At 48.9% G+C, this 18955-nt stretch carries 15 protein-coding genes; 2 read left to right on the forward strand and 13 right to left on the reverse strand.

Translation table 11 applies throughout. The annotated features are described in order from the left end of the window. The first annotated feature begins 1 nt into the window (after nt 1). Nucleotides 2-1129 carry a sensor histidine kinase gene (locus CHH60_RS27205; RefSeq protein ID WP_176476232.1) on the forward strand — a complete coding sequence of 376 codons (1128 nt, stop codon included), beginning with the start codon at nt 2-4 and terminating at the stop codon, nt 1127-1129. Between the two features lie 2 nt (nt 1130-1131). Further along, complete coding sequence (locus CHH60_RS27210) at nt 1132-1734, forward strand: response regulator transcription factor (protein WP_095362042.1); 603 nt, start codon at nt 1132-1134, stop codon at nt 1732-1734. Nucleotides 1735-1896: 162 nt separating this feature from the next. On the opposite strand, the gene CHH60_RS27215 is transcribed toward CHH60_RS27210, so the two are convergent. From CHH60_RS27215 to hisF, 13 genes are all read right to left on the reverse strand, one after another. Continuing rightward, nucleotides 1897-2928, reverse strand: coding sequence for an AI-2E family transporter (locus CHH60_RS27215; protein ID WP_095362072.1), 1032 nt, complete (start codon nt 2926-2928; stop codon nt 1897-1899). 161 nt (nt 2929-3089) lie between these two features. Further along, on the reverse strand, nt 3090-4049 hold the full coding sequence (gene trxB, locus CHH60_RS27220; RefSeq protein ID WP_095293000.1) for a thioredoxin-disulfide reductase: 960 nt from the start codon (nt 4047-4049) through the stop codon (nt 3090-3092). A gap of 207 nt (nt 4050-4256) precedes the next feature. Then, nucleotides 4257-5990 carry a tetratricopeptide repeat protein gene (locus CHH60_RS27225; RefSeq protein ID WP_095362043.1) on the reverse strand — a complete coding sequence of 578 codons (1734 nt, stop codon included), beginning with the start codon at nt 5988-5990 and terminating at the stop codon, nt 4257-4259. Nucleotides 5991-6189: 199 nt separating this feature from the next. Then, nucleotides 6190-7941: a hypothetical protein gene (locus CHH60_RS27230; RefSeq protein WP_095362044.1), complete on the reverse strand. Its 1752-nt coding sequence runs from the start codon at nt 7939-7941 to the stop codon at nt 6190-6192. Between the two features lie 99 nt (nt 7942-8040). Continuing rightward, nucleotides 8041-9000, reverse strand: coding sequence for a sugar phosphate isomerase/epimerase family protein (locus CHH60_RS27235; RefSeq protein WP_095362045.1), 960 nt, complete (start codon nt 8998-9000; stop codon nt 8041-8043). Between the two features lie 61 nt (nt 9001-9061). Next, nucleotides 9062-9934 carry a carbohydrate ABC transporter permease gene (locus tag CHH60_RS27240; protein ID WP_095362046.1) on the reverse strand — a complete coding sequence of 291 codons (873 nt, stop codon included), beginning with the start codon at nt 9932-9934 and terminating at the stop codon, nt 9062-9064. A gap of 61 nt (nt 9935-9995) precedes the next feature. Next, complete coding sequence (locus tag CHH60_RS27245; protein ID WP_095362047.1) at nt 9996-10892, reverse strand: ABC transporter permease; 897 nt, start codon at nt 10890-10892, stop codon at nt 9996-9998. 117 nt (nt 10893-11009) lie between these two features. Continuing rightward, on the reverse strand, nt 11010-12614 hold the full coding sequence (locus tag CHH60_RS27250) for an extracellular solute-binding protein (RefSeq protein WP_095362048.1): 1605 nt from the start codon (nt 12612-12614) through the stop codon (nt 11010-11012). Nucleotides 12615-13036: 422 nt separating this feature from the next. Beyond that, nucleotides 13037-15310 carry a helix-turn-helix domain-containing protein gene (locus CHH60_RS27255; protein ID WP_095362049.1) on the reverse strand — a complete coding sequence of 758 codons (2274 nt, stop codon included), beginning with the start codon at nt 15308-15310 and terminating at the stop codon, nt 13037-13039. Nucleotides 15311-15585: 275 nt separating this feature from the next. After that, the gene (locus tag CHH60_RS27260) at nt 15586-16533 is read right to left on the reverse strand and encodes a ribose-phosphate diphosphokinase (protein ID WP_095362050.1); all 948 of its coding nucleotides are present in this window, start codon (nt 16531-16533) and stop codon (nt 15586-15588) included. Between the two features lie 82 nt (nt 16534-16615). After that, nucleotides 16616-17440 (reverse strand): histidinol-phosphatase HisJ, encoded by an 825-nt coding sequence (gene hisJ / locus CHH60_RS27265; protein ID WP_095362051.1) that lies wholly within the window; start codon nt 17438-17440, stop codon nt 16616-16618. Between the two features lie 11 nt (nt 17441-17451). Continuing rightward, a complete protein-coding gene (hisIE, locus tag CHH60_RS27270; RefSeq protein ID WP_095362052.1) occupies nt 17452-18180 on the reverse strand; it encodes a bifunctional phosphoribosyl-AMP cyclohydrolase/phosphoribosyl-ATP diphosphatase HisIE in 729 nt (242 codons plus the stop codon). Then, on the reverse strand, nt 18173-18934 hold the full coding sequence (hisF, locus tag CHH60_RS27275; protein ID WP_095362053.1) for an imidazole glycerol phosphate synthase subunit HisF: 762 nt from the start codon (nt 18932-18934) through the stop codon (nt 18173-18175). The genes hisIE and hisF overlap by 8 nt, the downstream gene beginning before the upstream one ends. Nucleotides 18935-18955 lie beyond the last annotated feature (21 nt).

The raw sequence follows: 18955 nt of genomic DNA on the forward strand, positions 1-18955 counted from the left end.
CATGCTTCAGCGTTTTGAGCTTTTCCCTAAACGGTACGGGATATATCCATACATCTGGATGATCTATCTTGCCATGCCGATTTATTATTTATGGAATGCTCAGGGACTTGATTTGTACATAGGAGTTACGGTATTCATTCTTTTTATCCTGACCTACCGGCAGCTATATATGACTTCTGGGTCCTCCGCATTCTCCTACTGGCTTGGTCTGCAGATGGCTGCCGTACTGGTACTGAGTCTTGTGATTGATCCGAACATGTTCTTTCTGGGCTTTTTCTCGGCCAACTTTATCGGATGGTATACGGATCGACGGAAGTTCCGGCGCTTTCTATTGCTTTTTGCCATCGTCCAGACCATCCCCATTGCTGTTAACATCGAGGAATTTACTGCGGAGCAACTCCTTTTCTTAACTCCGTTTTACCTGATTATGCTGGTATCTCCTTATGGAATCAGAACCATGCTGGATCGTCAGCAGCTGGAAGCGAAGCTGGATGAGGCCAACCAGCACATCAAGGAGTTAATCAAACGCGAAGAGCGTATGCGTATCGCCCGCGATCTGCATGATACGATGGGACATACACTCTCTTTGATCACGCTCAAGAGCGAGCTCGTCACCAAATTGATCACGAAAAATCCCGAACGTGCCATACAGGAAGCGCGTGAGATCGAACGTACCTCTCGAGCAGCGCTGCGAGAAGTAAGGCAGCTCGTCTCTGATATGCGGGCGATCAGCATTGCTGAAGCGCTAGCCGACGCCCAAGAGATGCTGAAGAGTGCAGACATTGTGCTTCAAATAACAGGTGATCTGGGGCCGTATGGCGATGTGCCGGACCTGACCCAGAACATGGCCAGTCTCTGCATGCTTGAAGCGGTAACCAATGTTGTGAAACATAGCGGTGCCTCTCAGAGTCTGATTCATCTGGAACGAACACACGATGGCGTTCAGATCACGGTTAGGGATAATGGTCATGGCATGATTTCCACCGAACGTCCAGGCAACGGACTGAAGGGCATGTCCGAACGTCTGGGACTGATTGATGGTTCTCTACGGATGACATCCGATGCAGGAGGAACCATTCTTGTCTTTTCCTTTCCGCTGATTGCCAGTGAACCCCAAGGAGGAGTGTAATAATGATTCGAATCATGATTGCCGAAGACCAGCGTATGCTGCGCGGTGCACTTGCGTCACTGCTTGATCTCGAAGACGACTTTGAAGTCATCGGTGAAGCAGGTAACGGAGAAGAAGCACTTCAGCAGATCTCTTCTCTTCAGCCTGACCTATGCCTAATGGATATTGAAATGCCTGTCATGACGGGTCTTGAGGTCGCAGAACGTATACAACAGCTTGGCCTGACCTGCCGCATTATCATCCTTACGACCTTTGCCCGGCCAGGCTTCCTGGAACGAGCCATTCAGGCCGGTGTGCAAGGTTACCTGCTGAAGGACGAACCAAGTGACCGTTTGGCGGAAGCCATTCGCCGTGTCATGAATGGCGGACGGGAAGTGTCCCCCGAACTGGTCTTTGGCGCAGCCAAGGAAGCTAATCCCTTAACGGAGCGGGAGAAAGAAGTGCTAAAACTGGCGGCAACCGGCATGAATGCCAATTATATCGCCACCTCGCTCCATCTCTCGTACGGCACCGTGCGTAATTATCTGTCCGAAGCCTTTAACAAGCTTGGGGCAAAAAATCGGATGGAAGCGGTCAGTATGGCTGAGGAGAAAGGATGGTTGTAAATAGGATTTGCGTCATCCACCAGTGACGCGATCCACGGCGAACTACATATATAAAGATGTGGCCTCTGGCCCGTGCGCAAAATAAAACGCCTCCCCTTACGGGAGGCGTTTTAACTTTTTCAACCGTATATTCCTGACGAATACCATTCATCGAGCGGTTCGTTATAGCTTGGTTTCCACACGTACCGGTTCTTCGGTCTTCTCCATTTTGTTGACATCCAGGATATCGAGCAGGAAGACAAAGATCGGAATACCGATAATGAGGCCCCAGATTCCCAGGAAGTGCTGTGACAGAATCAGTACGATAAACGTGTAAAACATCGGCAACTTTGTCTTATGTGCCATCAGTTTTGGATTAAGGAAATACGTTTCCAGTGCATGAATGATGACTATCATGACGATAACGATAATGCTCAGCTGTATTCCGCCCATTTGATAGCCGATCAGACACAGAGGCACCAATGATATAATAACGCCCGCTACCGGTACAAGGCTCAGCAGGAATACGAGAATCGTCAGAGCAAACAGATACGGGAATCCGAGTATCCATAGACCCAGAATGGTCAGAGCCGTATTGAATACGGCGATCATCAGCTGAGCTTCAATTACTTTACCAAACGACGATACAAATTTGTCCCCAAGATAAGCCACTTCATTGTAGAACCAACCGATCTTGCTCGTTTTGAACTTGGATGTGAACTTGACGATCTCCTGCTTCTGCAGCAGGAAGAACAGACTGAGTATGATGACCAGCAGAATAAACTCAAGCCATTTGCTCAGAGCAAATATATACTTCAACGCATCGTTCGCATAGTTCTTGATGTCGTATGATTGAAGGAAGCTGGCCACTTTGGCTGCCAGATTATCCCCTTCGGCCGTATCGAAGAATGTCATAATCTCATTGGTTAACTGAATGACCTGATTGACAATTCTCGGTGAATATCTGGATATACCCAGCACAATGGCTGCAATTACGATCAGATAGAGCAGTATGACGACGACTTTATAATTAATCGGAAATAGCCGATTTAGTTTCCCCGTAATAAACTGCTGCAACCGATTCATGACATACGTCACTAAAAATAGCAGCAAGATCATGTGCAGCATACTCCCCATGCTGAACAGGACCAAACAAAACAACAGTAGAATCAAAAAGCGTCTGACTGTTGCATTTTTTAACCACTCTTTAATCATTTCCCCCAAAATCTTCACCTCGCAGCTAATATGCCCATTATGTATACGATCTCATGTCCATTTGGTTTCAAAAAAAGAGAAGCCTCCCGGCTTCTCTCACGTGATGAGACTTCCCGTTGTCTCTTATTTATAGTTTATGCAGTGCACTACCTTGGTCATGCTTACTTATCCAGCGTCTCGCTCCAATCGTGGATAATACTGCCTTCAAGGTACTTCTCACAGTCCATGGCCGCCATACAGCCTGAGCCTGCAGCCGTGATGGCTTGGCGATATTTCGTATCCTGAACGTCACCGCAGGCGAATACACCTGGAATGTTCGTTTCGGTGGTTCCTGGCTTCACCACAACATAACCGTGGTCATCCAGAGCAATCTGGTTACCCAGGAAGCCTGTGTTAGGCGTGTGCCCAATCGCTACAAATACGCCATCTGCTTCGAGCAGCTCCTCTTGACCTGTCTCGTTATTGCGCACCTTCAATCCCTTGACACCAAGTGCCTCAGGCACAACTTCGAGCGGTGTCCGGTTCAGAGCCCATTTCACCTTCTCATTGCTGCGCGCCCGGTCCTGCATGATCTTCGATGCCCGCAATTCGTCCCGGCGGTGAACGAGTGTCACGTCTGTTGCGAAACGGGTCAGGAAGCTGGCTTCCTCCATCGCGGAATCGCCGCCACCCACAACAATGATTTTCTTGCCACGGAAAAAGAATCCATCACATGTCGCGCATGTACTTACGCCGCGCCCCACATTCTCCTGCTCTCCCGGAATGCCGAGATAGCGGGCAGAAGCACCGGTAGAGATAATAATCGACTCCGCCTCAAGCTCACCAATGCCTCCGACTTTCACCTTGAATGGCGGCTTGCTGAAGTCAACTTCCTCTACCCATCCATTCTTGAATTCCGCTCCAAAACGCTCTGCTTGCTTCCGCATGTTATCCATTAATTCTGGCCCCATGATGCCCTGAGGGAATCCTGGAAAGTTTTCAACCTCTGTCGTGGTTGTCAGCTGGCCTCCAGGTTGCAAACCTTCTATGACCAAAGGGTTCAGGTTGGCACGAGCCAGATATATCGCTGCCGTCAAACCTGCAGGTCCGGTTCCGATCACAATCGTTCTGTATTTAGACATATAGATACAGCCTCCTTGATAAGGTTGAGAGTGTGTTGACTGGAAAACTTCTAGAGTGATATGACGAAGCCTATTCGTTAAGTTTACCCGTTTTGCAGGCAATTGTATCCTTCATGAAATTCCGATCTTTCTCAAACTGTCTTCAAGCGCGTAATGTCGCTCATCTATACGGCCAACAAGAAAATGGTACATGTAATCCGGAGTATGCTACACGGTTGGCGGGATGCTTCCGCACACCCGAACAATCTGCCGTGCGTATTTGCTAACGGTTGAAGCCGATATGCCGTACCGTTCCGCTATACTCTGATAGGTAACGGGACGACTGTGGATTTTGGCTGCGAGATATTCCAGCCCCGCAGCCCAGCCTTCAATTTGCTTGAGCCCTGGACCATCCTGATGCACTCTGGATACATAATCGGTCCAGATCCGTTCCATCTCCTGCTGCAGCTCCGCTTTCGCTTCTGTCATCTGCAGAGCGCGCTCCACAACGGCTTGCCAGTGCGAAGTCGTTTCCGACTTGGCGTGCACTGTGCTTGGTTGCATTTTAGGGAGAAGACGGTCTGTTATACCGGATACCGGTTGTTGATCATGGTTCGTGCCATGATTCTGCTCTTTCATTTGGAGTCCGCTCAGCACAGATTCAGCCGCAGCAACCAGGTCCTGATCTTCATCAGGCTCTTGTACGAAGGATTGCAGGGCTTGCTGCACCTCATAATCACCGATCATGGCCAAGGCATGAATGACCTGAAGCTTGGTTGCACGATCTCCATGGCGCAGCGCCCAGAAGAACGATGAACGGATGAGCGGGTCATTTTTCATCTCTTCGGGGATACCGTTACCATAGTTCTCCCATTGTCTGAATTGCTCGTCAAACGGAAGATGGTAATGATAGCTGAGCTTCTCCGGCTCAAGCTCCCCTTCCCGAACTGCATCAAGGCCAGACAGATAGAACTGGGAAACCTCTGAGCCCGGATCTAGCTTGGACACATGGCGCCATAGCCGCTCTGCAACGTCGTAACGCTCCGTATTATACGCCGCCACGGCCGCGTAATGAGCGAGCGCCGGATCGGCTGCCGTCTCTTCATCCTTCAAGAGTCGGCGGAAATGGGTATAGGCAGAGTCATGCTGCCCGAGAATTCCCATCGTGGTAGCCAATTTATATACCTGTTCCTTTTGGAAAGGCATGATGACACGCAGTTTTTTGATCAACAATAGCACTTGGTCTGCCCGATTCTCGTTCTGGTGGAAGATCGCGAGATTACACAAGGCATGCAGGTTTCCCGGCTCCTGCTCGAGCACTTCATCAATCGTCTCTCTCGCCTTGGGGAACAGTCCCATATAGTAATAAGCCAGCGCAAGATTGTTCCGGGCTGCCAAATAGTCGGGGTAGTCGGGTGACATGCCCTCCAGGAGTTCGGCTGCTTGAGCAAATTTCCCCTCTTCCAACAGCTCTCTTGCCTGATCGTGCTCAACCACACCTTTGCGGGATTTGATCCGATTCAGCTTGGCCGGGCGATCCAGCTCATAATACAGAAGCTCCATCATCTCTTCGGCTTCCGTCATGAACTGCCCCTGTGGGTCCTCCTCCAAATACGTAACAAGTGCCTGCTCCGCTTCCTCAAACCGGTCCATATTCGCATAATTGTTGGCCATATAGAAGTAGCATTCCGTCATGGACGGATCCACCACCTCCAGCACATGCGCCAGAACGGCATTGGAAGCCTCGTAATCTCCCTTCTCAGATAATATACCCGCCATATTGCAATGGTTCACCGGATTTTCCGGTTCATATTCAACAGCTTTACGAAAATATTTTAATGCCTTGTCAACATGATTACGGTCCAGCGAGCGGACAGCTCTCTCGAAAAAGAAAGAAGCATCCAAGTGAATCGGTATAATATTGGCAAGGGGTCCTTCTGCCCGCACTAGCTTGCCCTTCATCTTCCAAGGCACCTCCTCTTTGCTTTCATTCATACTCTCCAGTATACCACATCTGGCGGCGGTCTTCTCAACATGTAGTTTCAAGAGCTTTATGCAAAAATTGCACATAAAAAAGATGCCATCCCATCCTCCTCAAAGGGTGAAATGCCATCTGGATATCATCGGAATTTTTCTTTTCAAAATGGAGATCCCTCCCCATTTACAACTTCGCTGCCATCGTCGGTGACAGTGTAATGTCTATCGTCTTCCTGAACGGTGTCATGAAATTGACCAGCACAACCTTGCATTGGTCCGGTAACTTCGCCTCGCGTACAGTTGCTGCAAGATGTCCCATCTCTCCTCCAGTCAGCTCGATCCAATCTTCTCCGCAAGAATAGCGGAGCGTTCCACTCTTCCACAGATAATGCCCGCCACTCGTCTCTAGCAGCTCGTCAGATGACAGCTCCCCTTCATCTCCAAATACGAAGGACAACTGCATCATAATCTCCTCTGGCTCGTCACCTGACAGTTCCAGCTTCCAACCCTTCTCCGTTGGTACAACCTCTGCCCGTGTGCGGAATGTCTGTTCATGCGTAAGTTCCCGGTTCTGATGAGGTAACACATACCATGGACTAGTGGAAGTTTTCACAGTCTCGGGCAGCTGATCTGCAGGAATAGGAGCATAATAGCCTTTCTTCTGCTCACCCGTCAGACGATATCCTGCGGGCAATCGGTCCATCTGCTGCATCGGCACATAGCCTGGATTGAAGTAGGAGGCCAGCTGCACGGCCAGCAGACGCACCGAACCATGACGAAGGGCGAAGAAAGACGGCACTTCCGTCATTATGGTTATGCTTGTCGCATGATCCCTTATACGGGCAACAGGCGCGCCAAAGTCCGTATGCATCCGGCTATAAGAGATACGTCCATAATGTCCTGCTGCCCCCATTTGTTGTAAATAACCCTCACGCGCAAAATGTTCATTCAACATGATCTCATACTGCTTGGGCAGTTCATTTTCCACCTCATATATCTTCTGCAGCTCCGGTTCAAGTAATAACCGAATGAGCGAATTGACCGAACAAACGCCAGGGTCTGTTAATGAATCGCCTGCCCATTTCGCCATGTTGGCCAAGAGCGGATCATGGTCAATCCGGGCAAGAATGGCATATGGCAGGTAATAAGGGGACAGGTCATGCATACTGCCCAGATCCTGACGACCCGAGTAATCCGTAACAATCTCACCTGTCGGATGTACCAGATACACCATCATACGCAGATTAAGTCTGACGGGCTCAAGCAGCTCAGGACGATTCAACAAGCGAGCCGCATGGATCAGCATGATGTCGCTAACCGCGTTATAGATTCCGTTGCTGCGTTCTGTCCACTCCCCATCTGGAGTTATATCCATTCCTTCCGCCAGCCACTGCTCTGCACGCTTCACTGCCTCTTCCAGGTCAAACAGCTGATGCAGGAAACCAAGAGCCGCGCATAACACCCAACGATGGTTCGGCGTATGGCAACCTCCTGTAAGCATGACGGGTACGGTTCGTTCCAAAAATAACCGCATGTTGTCCAGCACAGGCTGCAGCTTCTCCCAATCCTGCTGTTGAAGCAGCTGGTACAGTTGAGCATACCCCACAACGACAAATGCCGTGTCTGGCGGTGAATGATAGTTGGTCCATCCCGGAGATATAGAGCCGTCTTCATGCTGGTTACGGAGCACAAACTCCGTTGCCAGCAGAAGACGCTTTAACAGCTCTTCATTCCGATAATAGATTGAATCGGGGTTAGCAAGCGCAGCCCCCCAGTAACACATATCCGTAGGGGTTCCGGTCGTATGATTGACCCAGGCGATACCTGTGTAGGGATCGATTGTTCCACCGTAGTATCGGCTATTCGGATCAAGCTCCTGCCGGGACAAGCCTCTCTCCACCGCCTTGTCATTGCTATCCACCAGTTGCTTGTACATGTTCCGTTCCCTCCAAACTGAGTAGTTGCTCGCGGCTGGGCTGGATTGCCAAAGAAACAGCCGCAGCGCACTCATTCAGCGCGCGGTCTGTTTCCAATATCATCGTCCCTCCCTTGCCGGATTCATCTTCTTCATAAGCAGTTCGTGACTCTCGTGAATTTCATCCGGTGTACAAGCTGATTTCAGTTCATAGACCTTGACCCTTGCTCGGTGGATCATGGGGAGGTATGCATCATAGAAATGCATATCTTGACTGTGCACATAAGGGCACCAATGATCCGAAAGGCCAAGCGTCTCATGGATATGAACGCCTACGATATCATCCATCAGTCCTTGCATCTCACCCACGCTGTCGTAGAGTCCCAGGCGATCCATCATGATGGCATGCCCGGTATCATACCAGATGCCAACCGAAGCTCCTCGAAGTGCCTCAATAATGGTTTTGGCCTCAGCCAGCGTAGGAATCTGCTGTGGTCTGGAGCGGGTCTCGATACCGAACTGGACATTCAGTCCTTTGGCTGCCGCTTGATTGCAGACTTCATCCAGGCTGCGGATAATCTGTTGGACATAGCCGTTGCTCAGTGCCTGCCGCCGTTCAACAAATTCCTCCCATTTGCTGCGATACTTAGATGAATCCTTCCCCTCGTCGTGATACAGCTGTGCAAGCTCCTTGCTGACACTCTCCGGGATAGGTACCTCTCCCGGGTGTACAACAACAGCCTCAGCTCCGTAACGATGGGCATATTCTGCGGAACCGACAAGCAGCTGGATGGCCTTTTGACGCTTCGTTTCGTCCTGGAATCCGAGCAGTACCGAGTCTGTACCGTAATCCGGGTCTGGCACATGAGGAAATGTGTTATGCACACTGGAAACACCAATCTCTCCGCGCTCAATCATAGGCTCAATAGACGTCAGCATTTCCTTCGTCACGTTGTAGTTAAGTTCTATACGGCGGAAGCCAAGCTCGCGAATTTCCTGGATCATGGCCTCGCCTACCTGGTGACGCTTAATGTTCCAGCATGTGGAGAACGAATACTCACCCTTGTCATTTTGCTGCATACAAGCTCACTCTTCCTTTCTCTGTTGCAACCTTTCCCACATATGATGGATATGGCTTCAATCAACCTTTTACAGCCCCAAGCATGGCACCACTAACGAAATATTTCTGCAGCCAAGGATAGACAAGCAGGATGGGAACGGTAGCAAATATAACGGTGGCAGCCTTCAGACTTTCCGGCGTAAGCGGTGTGCGGTTTGCACCCTCCATCTGTGTCAGTTCACTCACCATATTGTTCTGTACCATTTGGAACAGCTTGAGCTGCAGCGGATACAGCTGTGGATCATTAATGTACATCAGGGAATCCTGGAATCCGTTCCAGCGTCCCACCGCATAGAAGAGAGACAAGGTAGCCATCACTGGTAGCGAGAGTGGAAGGATGATTTTCAACAACGTATGAAGATGTGAGCTTCCATCGATCTCAGCTGACTCCTCCAGACTTTCCGGGATGCCATTGAAGAAGGAGATCAGGAGAATCAGGTTAAATGGACTGACCAAACCCGGCAATATCAATGCCCAGACCGAATTCAGCAAATGCAGATCACGAATCAGCAAGTATTCCGGAATGATCCCGCCACTGAAGAACATCGTAATGATGATGACATACATGAAGAGCTTGCGGCCCTTCAGTTTCTTCTTGGTCAACGGGTACGCTGCAGCAATAGTAAACAGCATGCATAATACCGTAGTCGCAATCGTCAAAAGCGCAGTGTAACCAAGTGAATAGAGCATGGAATGGTCAGAGAACACCTTGACGTATGCATCCCAATTAAACTCCTTCGGAAACAGCGTCACTTCTCCCGATGTTATCGCTCGGTTGGAGCTAAATGATATGGCAATCGTGTGCAGAAAAGGAGCCAGACAGAACACGACAAACAGGGTTACAAAGGAGATATTAACGATATCAAAAATCCGATTTGAGGTGCGTTCACTCATATGTGCACAACTCCTTTACTGATGGTCTACAGCATAACAAGCTCGCGTACGTTCCTTTCCTCTACAAAATCCCTTCACCAGTTACCTTTTTCGAAATGTAGTTGGAGCCCAGCACGAAAATAAGACCCACGACGGCCTGGAACAGTCCGACTACCGTTGCCAGTGTATACTGCCCGGATTCCAAACCCATCCGGTATACGAAGGTGCTTAGAACATCTGAATATTCACGCACCGCTGTGTTCCCGATAATGTAAGGGCGATCGAATCCAATCGTGACCATGTGCCCCAGATTCAGAATAAGCAGGGTTACGATGGTCGGCTTGATGCTCGGCAATGTAATATGCCAGATCTTTTTGAGACGTGTTGCTCCATCGATCTCAGCCGCTTCAAACAACTCCTTGTTCACACCCGTCAGTGCAGCCAGATACAGGATGGTTCCCCATCCGGCACTTTGCCAGACACCGGTAAACAGGTAGGTTACAAGCCACGGATTCTTCTCCGTCAGAAATGGGATGGGGTTCAGCCCCATACTCTCGAGCACACCGTTTACCATACCTGATTGGTTGCCAAACAGCTGGTATACGATCCCCCCGATAATCACCCATGAAATGAAGTGAGGGATATACAGGATGGTCTGGGAAAGCTTCTTGAACCATTTAAACCGAATTTCATAGAGCATGATTGCCAGGATTATTGGAGCAGGGAAAGATACAATCAGATCCAGAAAGTTGAGCATAAAGGTATTTCGTAACGTGGTGTAGAAGTCCCGCATCCCAAATACCTCGCGGAAGGCATCAAAGCCAATCCACTCGCTGCCACCAATACCCTGGAACAGGTTAAAATCCTTAAATGCGATCTGTACGCCATACATTGGTCCGTAACGGAAAACCACGAAGTAAATAAGGGGCAGGGAAATCAACGCGTACAATTGCCAATACCTCTTCAAGTAGGGGGTCATGTCTGTCTCCTCCAATCCGTGAAGATAAACTGTGCCGCCTCAGGTGACGGCACAGGTCACTTCAAAGTTTATCCGCTCTATCCAGTAGCTCTGTACCACTTGCGAGGATCTTTTTTCTTATTTGGCAGCAAGCTCCTGAACGGCCTGTTCAAGTTCTTTCTTCAGTACTTCACCGCCAAGTGACATGTAATCATTCATTTCCCGTTCGTATACCGCTTCGAATTCTTCCGGTTTTGCCATTGCTGTTTTCACGATAATGACATTGAGCTTATCTTTGAGTGCTGTACCATATTTCATCTCTGCTTCAATTGGCTTATCGAAGATAATCGGTCCTACAGTGTCCGTATTGGCAATATCGATGGACTGCTTCAACATCTCCTGATTGTTCTGCGGGAATCCCAAAACCCAAGCTTTTTCATTCATAGCCTGGTCACCCACATTTTTGCCGTTCGAAATGATGGCCATATCCCCTGCATTGAAAAGACGATCCTTGGCTTCCTGCGTGGCATCCTCTTTGACAACGGGAAGTCCATCAACCAGTTCATAGTTCTCACCTTCGACCCCACTAAGGATATCCCTCAGGTTATTGTCAGAAGCCATCCAGTCCAAATATTTAATGGCTTCCACAGCACGTTTGCTGCTTTTAGGAATCATAATGTACATGCCGTTGGAGCCGTAACGAGACTTAATATGTTTGTTGTCTACATTCGCATTGGTATAAGCATCGACTGGAACCAGGTTGCTTCCCTCTACATTTTTGCGCAGATTGTCCAGCGTTCCATCCGCGTAGAAAATGGCATCCACATCTTCAGACCAGTAGCCGATGTTACCGTTCTGCACGTCCTTGGCCAGTTGGGTTTTATCTTCATCCAGACTGAAGTCCTTGCTGATTAAGCCCTCGTTGTACAGCTTGTTCATGAACTTCATGGCATCCTTGAAACCCTCATGCAGAGGCAGCTCAAAACGCTGAGCGTATGTCAGATCACCACTAACCGGCTTGATAAAGGAATAGATCAATGTTTCAAATTGAGCTGGAGCCAGGGCCATTCCCATTGGAATGTTTTTGCTGCCAAGCTGACCAGGGTCCTTCTCTTTAAACGCCTTCAAAGTGGTGTACAGTTCATCGGTCGTTGAAGGCAATGGTAATCCCACTTTATCCAGCCAGTCCTGACGAATGTACGAGCTGTATCGCCCTGTAATCGCACGTTTACCCGGTACAGCGAACTGCTGGCCTTCCAGCTGTCCAAACTTTAATGTATCCTCGCCCAGGAACTTCTTCAGGTTCGGTCCATACTGATCCAGCAGTTCACCGACATCGGTCAGCCCGCCCTGCTGGGCATAGCGGTAGAACACACTTGAGTCATATACAAAAACAATATCGGGAACATCGGTATTGCTGGCCATGAGAACATTCAGCTTCGTCACTTCTTCCGAGCGCTGAATCGGTACGAATTGCACATCGATATTATTCGGGTCACCGAATTTTTCCTGCACCAGTTTCGATAAGTAGTTGTTCGTAATGGTGTAAGGTGAAGGACTGTTACCACGATCAAACACTTCCACTTTCAAGGTGACACGCTCGCCATTACCTGACGCATTGCCATCTGCTCCGCCTTCTTCTGATGCGGATGAACAGCCGGCCAGCAAGGAAACTCCCATTACCATCGTAAGCGCAAGTCCTACCCATTTCTTTAGACTCCCCTTGGTTGCTTTTCCTGTCATTTGTGTCATCTCCTTTGCCCTTGTGTGAATGGTTAAATCCTGCCCAGAGTATTCCACATCACTCCTGACATTGGCAACAAACCCGTTTCGTAAACGCTTACATAAGGATAATGGTTTATGCGAGCGACGATTTTCGTACACTGACCATTTTCATCGACCCTTGCCCCATGTATTCATCCACGCTGCACAGTGTTGTTACCGCCCAACCGACCCGCCTTCAAAACACGATAAACCATTTTCATACACTGCCTATATTCGCAAGAGCGCAATAAACTGGAATCATGTGAGTCCGTTACACGATAACCTGTCCCTCTGTCAGTAGGATCATTATGCTCCAACAGCAATAGGGCGGGATTCGTGCATAATGCTCTCCTGACGGAGAGCGCCTGCACGAGTTCCGCCCTGCACATGTCCTGATGTAGTCAGCCGCTCGACTCTTTCTCTTCATGAAAGTTCGCGGGATGCTCACGCTTCAACCGGCGATAATCACCTGGTGTAATCCCTGTTACCCGTTTAAACACACGTCCAAGAGTAATTCCGTTGGCATAACCAACTTTCAGAGCAATGTCCTGCAACGAAAGATCGGTGTGGACCAGAAGTCGTTCAACTTCCTTCATCCGCAGCTCGGTCAGGAAATCCACAAACTTCATGTTAAACTCTGTTTTAAATAAATAACTTGCATGCTTGCCCGAAACCTGGAATCGATCACTCAAATGCTTCAGCGAAAGATCCGGATTCGCAAACTGTTCTTCAATGTATGTTTTCATCTCATTGACGAGTGCTCTGTAACTCTTGGTTTCGGTCACCGATACATAGGTTCGGAACAGTTCGGTCAGATCATCAAACAGCATGGATTTAACATCCTCAAGTGTCTCCGCTTCCTTCATCGATTTTAACCAATTGTTCAAGTTATCTTCGGATAATTTCTCCTGTAGCTCCTCTGACATCATAGCCACTTCTCGGCGAAGCATCTGCAGCATGGCCTCTACAAGGGAGAGAATATCGTCATCAGGCAGCATGTTGTGCTCAAAGGCAGTAAAAATCTCCTCAAGCAGGTCACGCCACTGGCCGCTCGACATTCGGAATCGCTTCACAAAATCGGCGATCATCTGCAAGTAGGTGTAGGTTTCCAGCAACTGTTGAGAGGTTTCACCAGCACCGGCCAGAACCACATCTCCATTCATCAGGAGCTTGCGCTGCATTACGGCTTCTGCTGCTGTATATGATTCACAGATTGCTCCTACCCCCCTGGCAATCGGCCCGATTCCGAAGCTAAGCGAGATACGGAGATTCTGTTCCACCCAAGACCTGAACTCTTCTGCAACTGCACAGATTCGGTCTGTCATATCTTCACTTGGTTCCAGGGACTGGAAAAGGATCGCAATCCGGTCCGCACTCACCCACTCCATCCAGCATTGCATGCCTGTGTTACGAGTGAGCTCCTGCAAGACATTCATCAGAGCGAATTTTAGCGTGTTCTGCTCGCCTCGCGTGTATCGTTCCTGGAACCCCTTCTCATATCGATTGATTTCTCCGAGTACGACCGTAAAGTGTGATGACTGATCCGTATCCGTTAACGGTGATAGGTCCTTTAATCGTTCAGTGGCACGATCCAGATTCTCGCCATGCAATAGATCGTTGAATAGCTTGCTCCGCTGTAGCAGCGCATTTTCCCTGCTTTTCTCGTCATAATCCATCATGTGATTAATCAGATTTTCAAGTACGCCGTCAATCAGCTTCATTTCGTCCACACTTGACCCCGATTGCTCCAATGCTCTAATTTGATGGGCCTCAATTCGGTTCATGATAATCTGAATAGGCTTATAATTGCGGCGAGTAATATAGACAATATAAATGATGGCACAGACAACGGTCAGGGCAGCAATAAACACCCATACATAAGAAATGACCGATACCCAGCCAAAGAGATTGCCTGCCTTAATACCGCTATGGAGCGTCCAACCAAGCCTTTCGAGGTGAAGTGTATTTAATGGTTGTCCCCCATGAGCGCCTTCACTGTCTGAGTGGGCATTATATACAACCTGACCCTTCTGGTCCGTAACAGTCATGAAGGAAAGTTGTCCATTCACCATGCTGTCGATGCTCTGCTCAATGCTGCTCATCTTGATGTTAATGACCAATACACCATCGGTGCCAAAGGGTAACGGCATGTCCTTATTAACCGTGAGCACCCGGATTGGGGTACGCTGAACCGATTCCACATCATATACTCGGACGGGCTGCCACCCGGGAGCAAGGGAACCAGACATGATTTGATCAATCCAGTTCTGATCTGCAAAGCCTTCTATTTCCCGGGCTCCACTTGAAGTTAAAGCGCTATCATCTTTCTTGTCATATAAATAAATTGATTGAATCCATGAAGAGGAATTCGTCAGTTCACGCAAACTCTGCGCAATCGTATAGACCGTTTCCTTACTTGCCTGACCTGGATTATTGAAGTAGAGCTTATACGCCTGCTCACTCTGTACGGCCTCCGTCACCGACAGTTCAATATCACGAATAGTACGATCGAGATTATCTACCAGATAACTGGAGGATATACGGTCCGCTTTTCTCGTTTCTTCTCTGGAAATATCGTTAATGAACACAAAAGCAATAAAAATGAGTATGGTCACGGTAAGAAAAAAAATAGGGAAATACGAAAAGAGTAACCGATAATACCAAGTACGGGACAATAGACCCCACTCCTCACTCCACTGAGCTAATGTACATCAGCTGTGGTTCTCCTATTTATCACATTTTCATTCGTTCTTGCTCTGGTTGCGGCGCTTTCGGGTAACTCCAAATAAGTCCGATAGATACAATTTGATGTTATTATAGCACAAGCTTCAGAGCAGCCAAGCAGGGAATTATAGCATCAAGCAGTTCATATATAATTTAGATAAAAAACAAAAAACCGTGCTGAGCAGCAAACTACTCAAACACGGAACAGCAAATCTTCATGAACACTTTAGATTCCCGAATCTCTGAACAATGTCGCCATGGAGCCGCCATCCACAATAATGCGAACAGCTCGTGCCAGCATTGGTGCGACAGGCAGGACTTTGAAGCACTCCGGATGGTCATCAGGCAGCGCAATGGAATCTGTGACAACCACTTCGGCTATGGATGGATGATTAAGCTTGCTTAGCGCATTATCCGAGAACAGACCGTGTGTGGCACACACATACACATTTTTGGACCCGCGCTCCTTTAACCCTTCCACCACATTCAAAATGGTCGTCCCTGTATCAATTAGATCCTCAATAATAATCGGCGTGCGTCCTTCCACATCTCCAATCACATGTGTAATGATGGATTCATTGTGGCTCGGCCGCTTTTTGATCATTATGGCAAAAGGTGAGTCCAACCGATTGGCCAGCTTCTCCGCCATGGATGCCCGTCCTGCATCCGGGGATACGACCACCGGATTTTCAATGCCTTTGCTGAGCAGGTACTCGCTTATCAGATCAAGCGATGTCATATGATCGACAGGAATGTTGAAGAAGCCCTGGATCGCTGCTGCATGCAAATCAATCGTTACCACCCGGTTTGCACCAGCTGTCGTCAGGACATCTGCTACCATCTTAGCCGAGATCGGCTCACGTGGTGCAGACTTGCGCTCCTGACGGGCATATCCGTAATAGGGAACGATAATGTTCACTGTGCGGGCAGAAGCCCGTTTGGCTGCATCAATCATCACGAGCAGTTCGACAAACAGCTCGTTAATCGGATGAGACAGTGACTGGACCAGAAACACATCACAGTTACGGATGGTTTCTTCGTAATGAACGTATATTTCTCCGCTCTTGAACCGGGACAGCTTAATTTTGCCCAACTGTACACCCAGCTTGTCACATACCTGTTCTGCCAGCTTGGGGTTCGATGAACCGGAAAAAATACGTAACGAATGTTGCATAATGCCCCTCCCGAGGGTTAGATTCCCTATATAATCCCTTATTGAACAAGGTTATTTCCTAACCTCATTATACCCCACTGCCTTATACATTTAAAGGAACGAAAGAGCGGCGGCGGCCTTCAAAAACAGCCACCTCCGTACAACCCAGCTCATGCAGAAGCTGCTCGGCTTCAGGCAAATGTTCACCCAGTTTAAGTGGGTCGTGGGCATCAGAACCAAGGGTGAGCGGGATACCCAGCTTAATGGCTTCTGTTAACATCCGGCGACTAGGGAACATCTCAGCACAAGGCTTCGACAATCCCGACGCATTAAGCTCCATAGCACAGCCACTCTTCGCAATAGCTTGCAGAGCAGCATTTTCCAGTGCAATACGCTCTTCCGTCTGCTCCGGTGAGGGATTGAAGCCAAAACGCTTAATAACGTCAGTGTGCCCCATAATATCGTACATGCCTGTAGCAGCAGCTTTACTTACAGCATCATAATACTGACGGTATACCTCCAAAATATCTTTGCCTTCCCAGTGATGGGTCTGACGGAAGTCGGTGATATCCCATTCCCCAAGGAAATGAACCGAACCGATGATGTAATCCCAAGGATAACGTTCAATGATTGACCGGATTTCGGACTCCCATCCTTCGATGTAATCCCCTTCAAGGCCAACACGCACCTCGATCTGTCCGCGGTACCGCTCTTTCAGCGAAAAGCATTCTTCCACATAGCGAGGCAGCTCCTCCATGGGCATTGCCATTTCGGGATAATAATTCGATGGATCTACATGCAGCAAAGGCATGTGATCAGACAGTCCAATCTGGGACAGTCCAATCTCCACGCCTCGCTGTACATAAGCCTCAAGCTTGCCGACAGCATGACCACAGCGCTCATGGTGAGTGTGATAATCAATACGCATTAGAGCACCCCCTAATCGCGGCGTGGCCGTTCATGACGGCGGCTCAGCTCAGCCATAATGTCGTCCAGCAGCAGTTTGCGCTCTTGCAATAGAACGAGCAGGTGATACATCAGGTCACTGACCTCAAGTCGAAGCTCGTCATTATCTTTATTTTTGGCGGCGATGATCGTTTCGGAAGCTTCTTCACCAATTTTTTTCAATATTTTATCAACGCCCTTATCAAACAGATACGTGGTATATGCACCTTCCGGACGTTCCACTTCACGTTTAGCAATGACGGATTCAAGTTCAGCAAGTACGTCAAAGCGGCCTTCTGCTCTTGATTCCGAAGAGTCTGCGTTTGTCTCATTTCCGGATTGTTCTGTAGATTTCTGAGGCAGACCCACAATTTCATTATGGAAACAGGTCACTTCACCGGTATGGCAAGCAGGACCGTTTGGTTTAACCTCTACCAGCAACGTATCCCCATCACAATCGTACTTTAGCGAGGTAATCGTCTGTACGTTCCCGGACGTAGCGCCTTTGTGCCACAGCTCTTGGCGTGAACGCGACCAGAACCAGGTTTCTCCCGATTCCAGCGACAACTTCAATGATTCCCGGTTCATATAAGCCATCATTAACACTTGACGTGTCTCGGCATCCTGCACGATCGCAGGTACCAGACCATCACTCCAGCGGATATGCTCTACAACCTGCTCCAGGGATAAGCGCTCCCTGATCTCGTTACTTACATTACTCACGGATCTCCACCCCTTGTTCTCTCAAATGTTGTTTTAACGCCGGTACGGCGATTTCTTTATAATGGAATATCGTTGCCGCAAGTCCTGCATCTGCTTTGCCAGCAGTAAACACGTCGTAGAAATGAGATTCCTTACCCGCACCGCCTGAAGCAATGACAGGAATTCGTACTGATTCGGATACAGCAGCAGTCAGCTTCAGGTCGAATCCATCTTTGGTTCCATCCGCATCCATGCTGGTTAGCAGAATTTCGCCGGCCCCCAGTTCCTCAGCTTGTTTTACCCATTCGAGCGCCTTGATTCCTGAAGGTTTCCGTCCTCCATGAGTGTAGACCTCCCACTCTCCCCAGGCTTCATTGTACTTGGCGTCTACTGCCACTACAATACATTGGGAACCGAAGCGGCGAGCACCGTCGGCAATCAGCTGGGGATTCAGCACAGCAGCCGTGTTGACTGCGATTTTGTCTGCACCCGCACGCAGGATGCGCTTCATGTCTTCAACTTTGGAGATGCCACCACCAACAGTGAAGGGGATGGCGATTTCGCCAGCGGTCTGCCGTACCACTTCTTCCATCGTTTCGCGACCTTCGACAGAAGCTGAAATATCGAGAAATACCAGTTCGTCTGCACCTTCACGGTCATACAGTGCCGCCAGCTCGACCGGATCACCCGCATCGCGGAGATTCACGAAGTTAACGCCTTTGACAACCCGGCCATCCTTAACGTCCAGACAGGGGATAATTCTTTTTGCCAGCATACTCCTCTTCCTCTCTATCCA

Origin of the sequence: Paenibacillus sp. 7523-1 (genome assembly GCF_002276415.1) — a bacterium.
GTDB classification, from domain to species: Bacteria; Bacillota; Bacilli; order Paenibacillales; family Paenibacillaceae; genus Paenibacillus; species Paenibacillus illinoisensis_A.

Bases quoted from the DNA above. Each gene is read 5' to 3' on its own strand.
- CHH60_RS27240 (WP_095362046.1), bottom strand. From the start codon at position 9,934: ATGAGTGAACGCACCTCAAATCGGATTTTTGATATCGTTAATATCTCC.
- CHH60_RS27215 (WP_095362072.1), bottom strand. From the start codon at position 2,928: ATGATTAAAGAGTGGTTAAAAAATGCAACAGTCAGACGCTTTTTGATT.
- CHH60_RS27230 (WP_095362044.1), bottom strand. From the start codon at position 7,941: ATGTACAAGCAACTGGTGGATAGCAATGACAAGGCGGTGGAGAGAGGC.
- CHH60_RS27225 (WP_095362043.1), bottom strand. From the start codon at position 5,990: ATGAAGGGCAAGCTAGTGCGGGCAGAAGGACCCCTTGCCAATATTATA.
- CHH60_RS27205 (WP_176476232.1), top strand. From the start codon at position 2: ATGCTTCAGCGTTTTGAGCTTTTCCCTAAACGGTACGGGATATATCCA.
- hisJ (WP_095362051.1), bottom strand. From the start codon at position 17,440: ATGCGTATTGATTATCACACTCACCATGAGCGCTGTGGTCATGCTGTC.
- trxB (WP_095293000.1), bottom strand. From the start codon at position 4,049: ATGTCTAAATACAGAACGATTGTGATCGGAACCGGACCTGCAGGTTTG.
- CHH60_RS27245 (WP_095362047.1), bottom strand. From the start codon at position 10,892: ATGACCCCCTACTTGAAGAGGTATTGGCAATTGTACGCGTTGATTTCC.
- CHH60_RS27250 (WP_095362048.1), bottom strand. From the start codon at position 12,614: ATGACAGGAAAAGCAACCAAGGGGAGTCTAAAGAAATGGGTAGGACTT.
- CHH60_RS27260 (WP_095362050.1), bottom strand. From the start codon at position 16,533: ATGCAACATTCGTTACGTATTTTTTCCGGTTCATCGAACCCCAAGCTG.
- CHH60_RS27235 (WP_095362045.1), bottom strand. From the start codon at position 9,000: ATGCAGCAAAATGACAAGGGTGAGTATTCGTTCTCCACATGCTGGAAC.
- CHH60_RS27210 (WP_095362042.1), top strand. From the start codon at position 1,132: ATGATTCGAATCATGATTGCCGAAGACCAGCGTATGCTGCGCGGTGCA.
- hisF (WP_095362053.1), bottom strand. From the start codon at position 18,934: ATGCTGGCAAAAAGAATTATCCCCTGTCTGGACGTTAAGGATGGCCGG.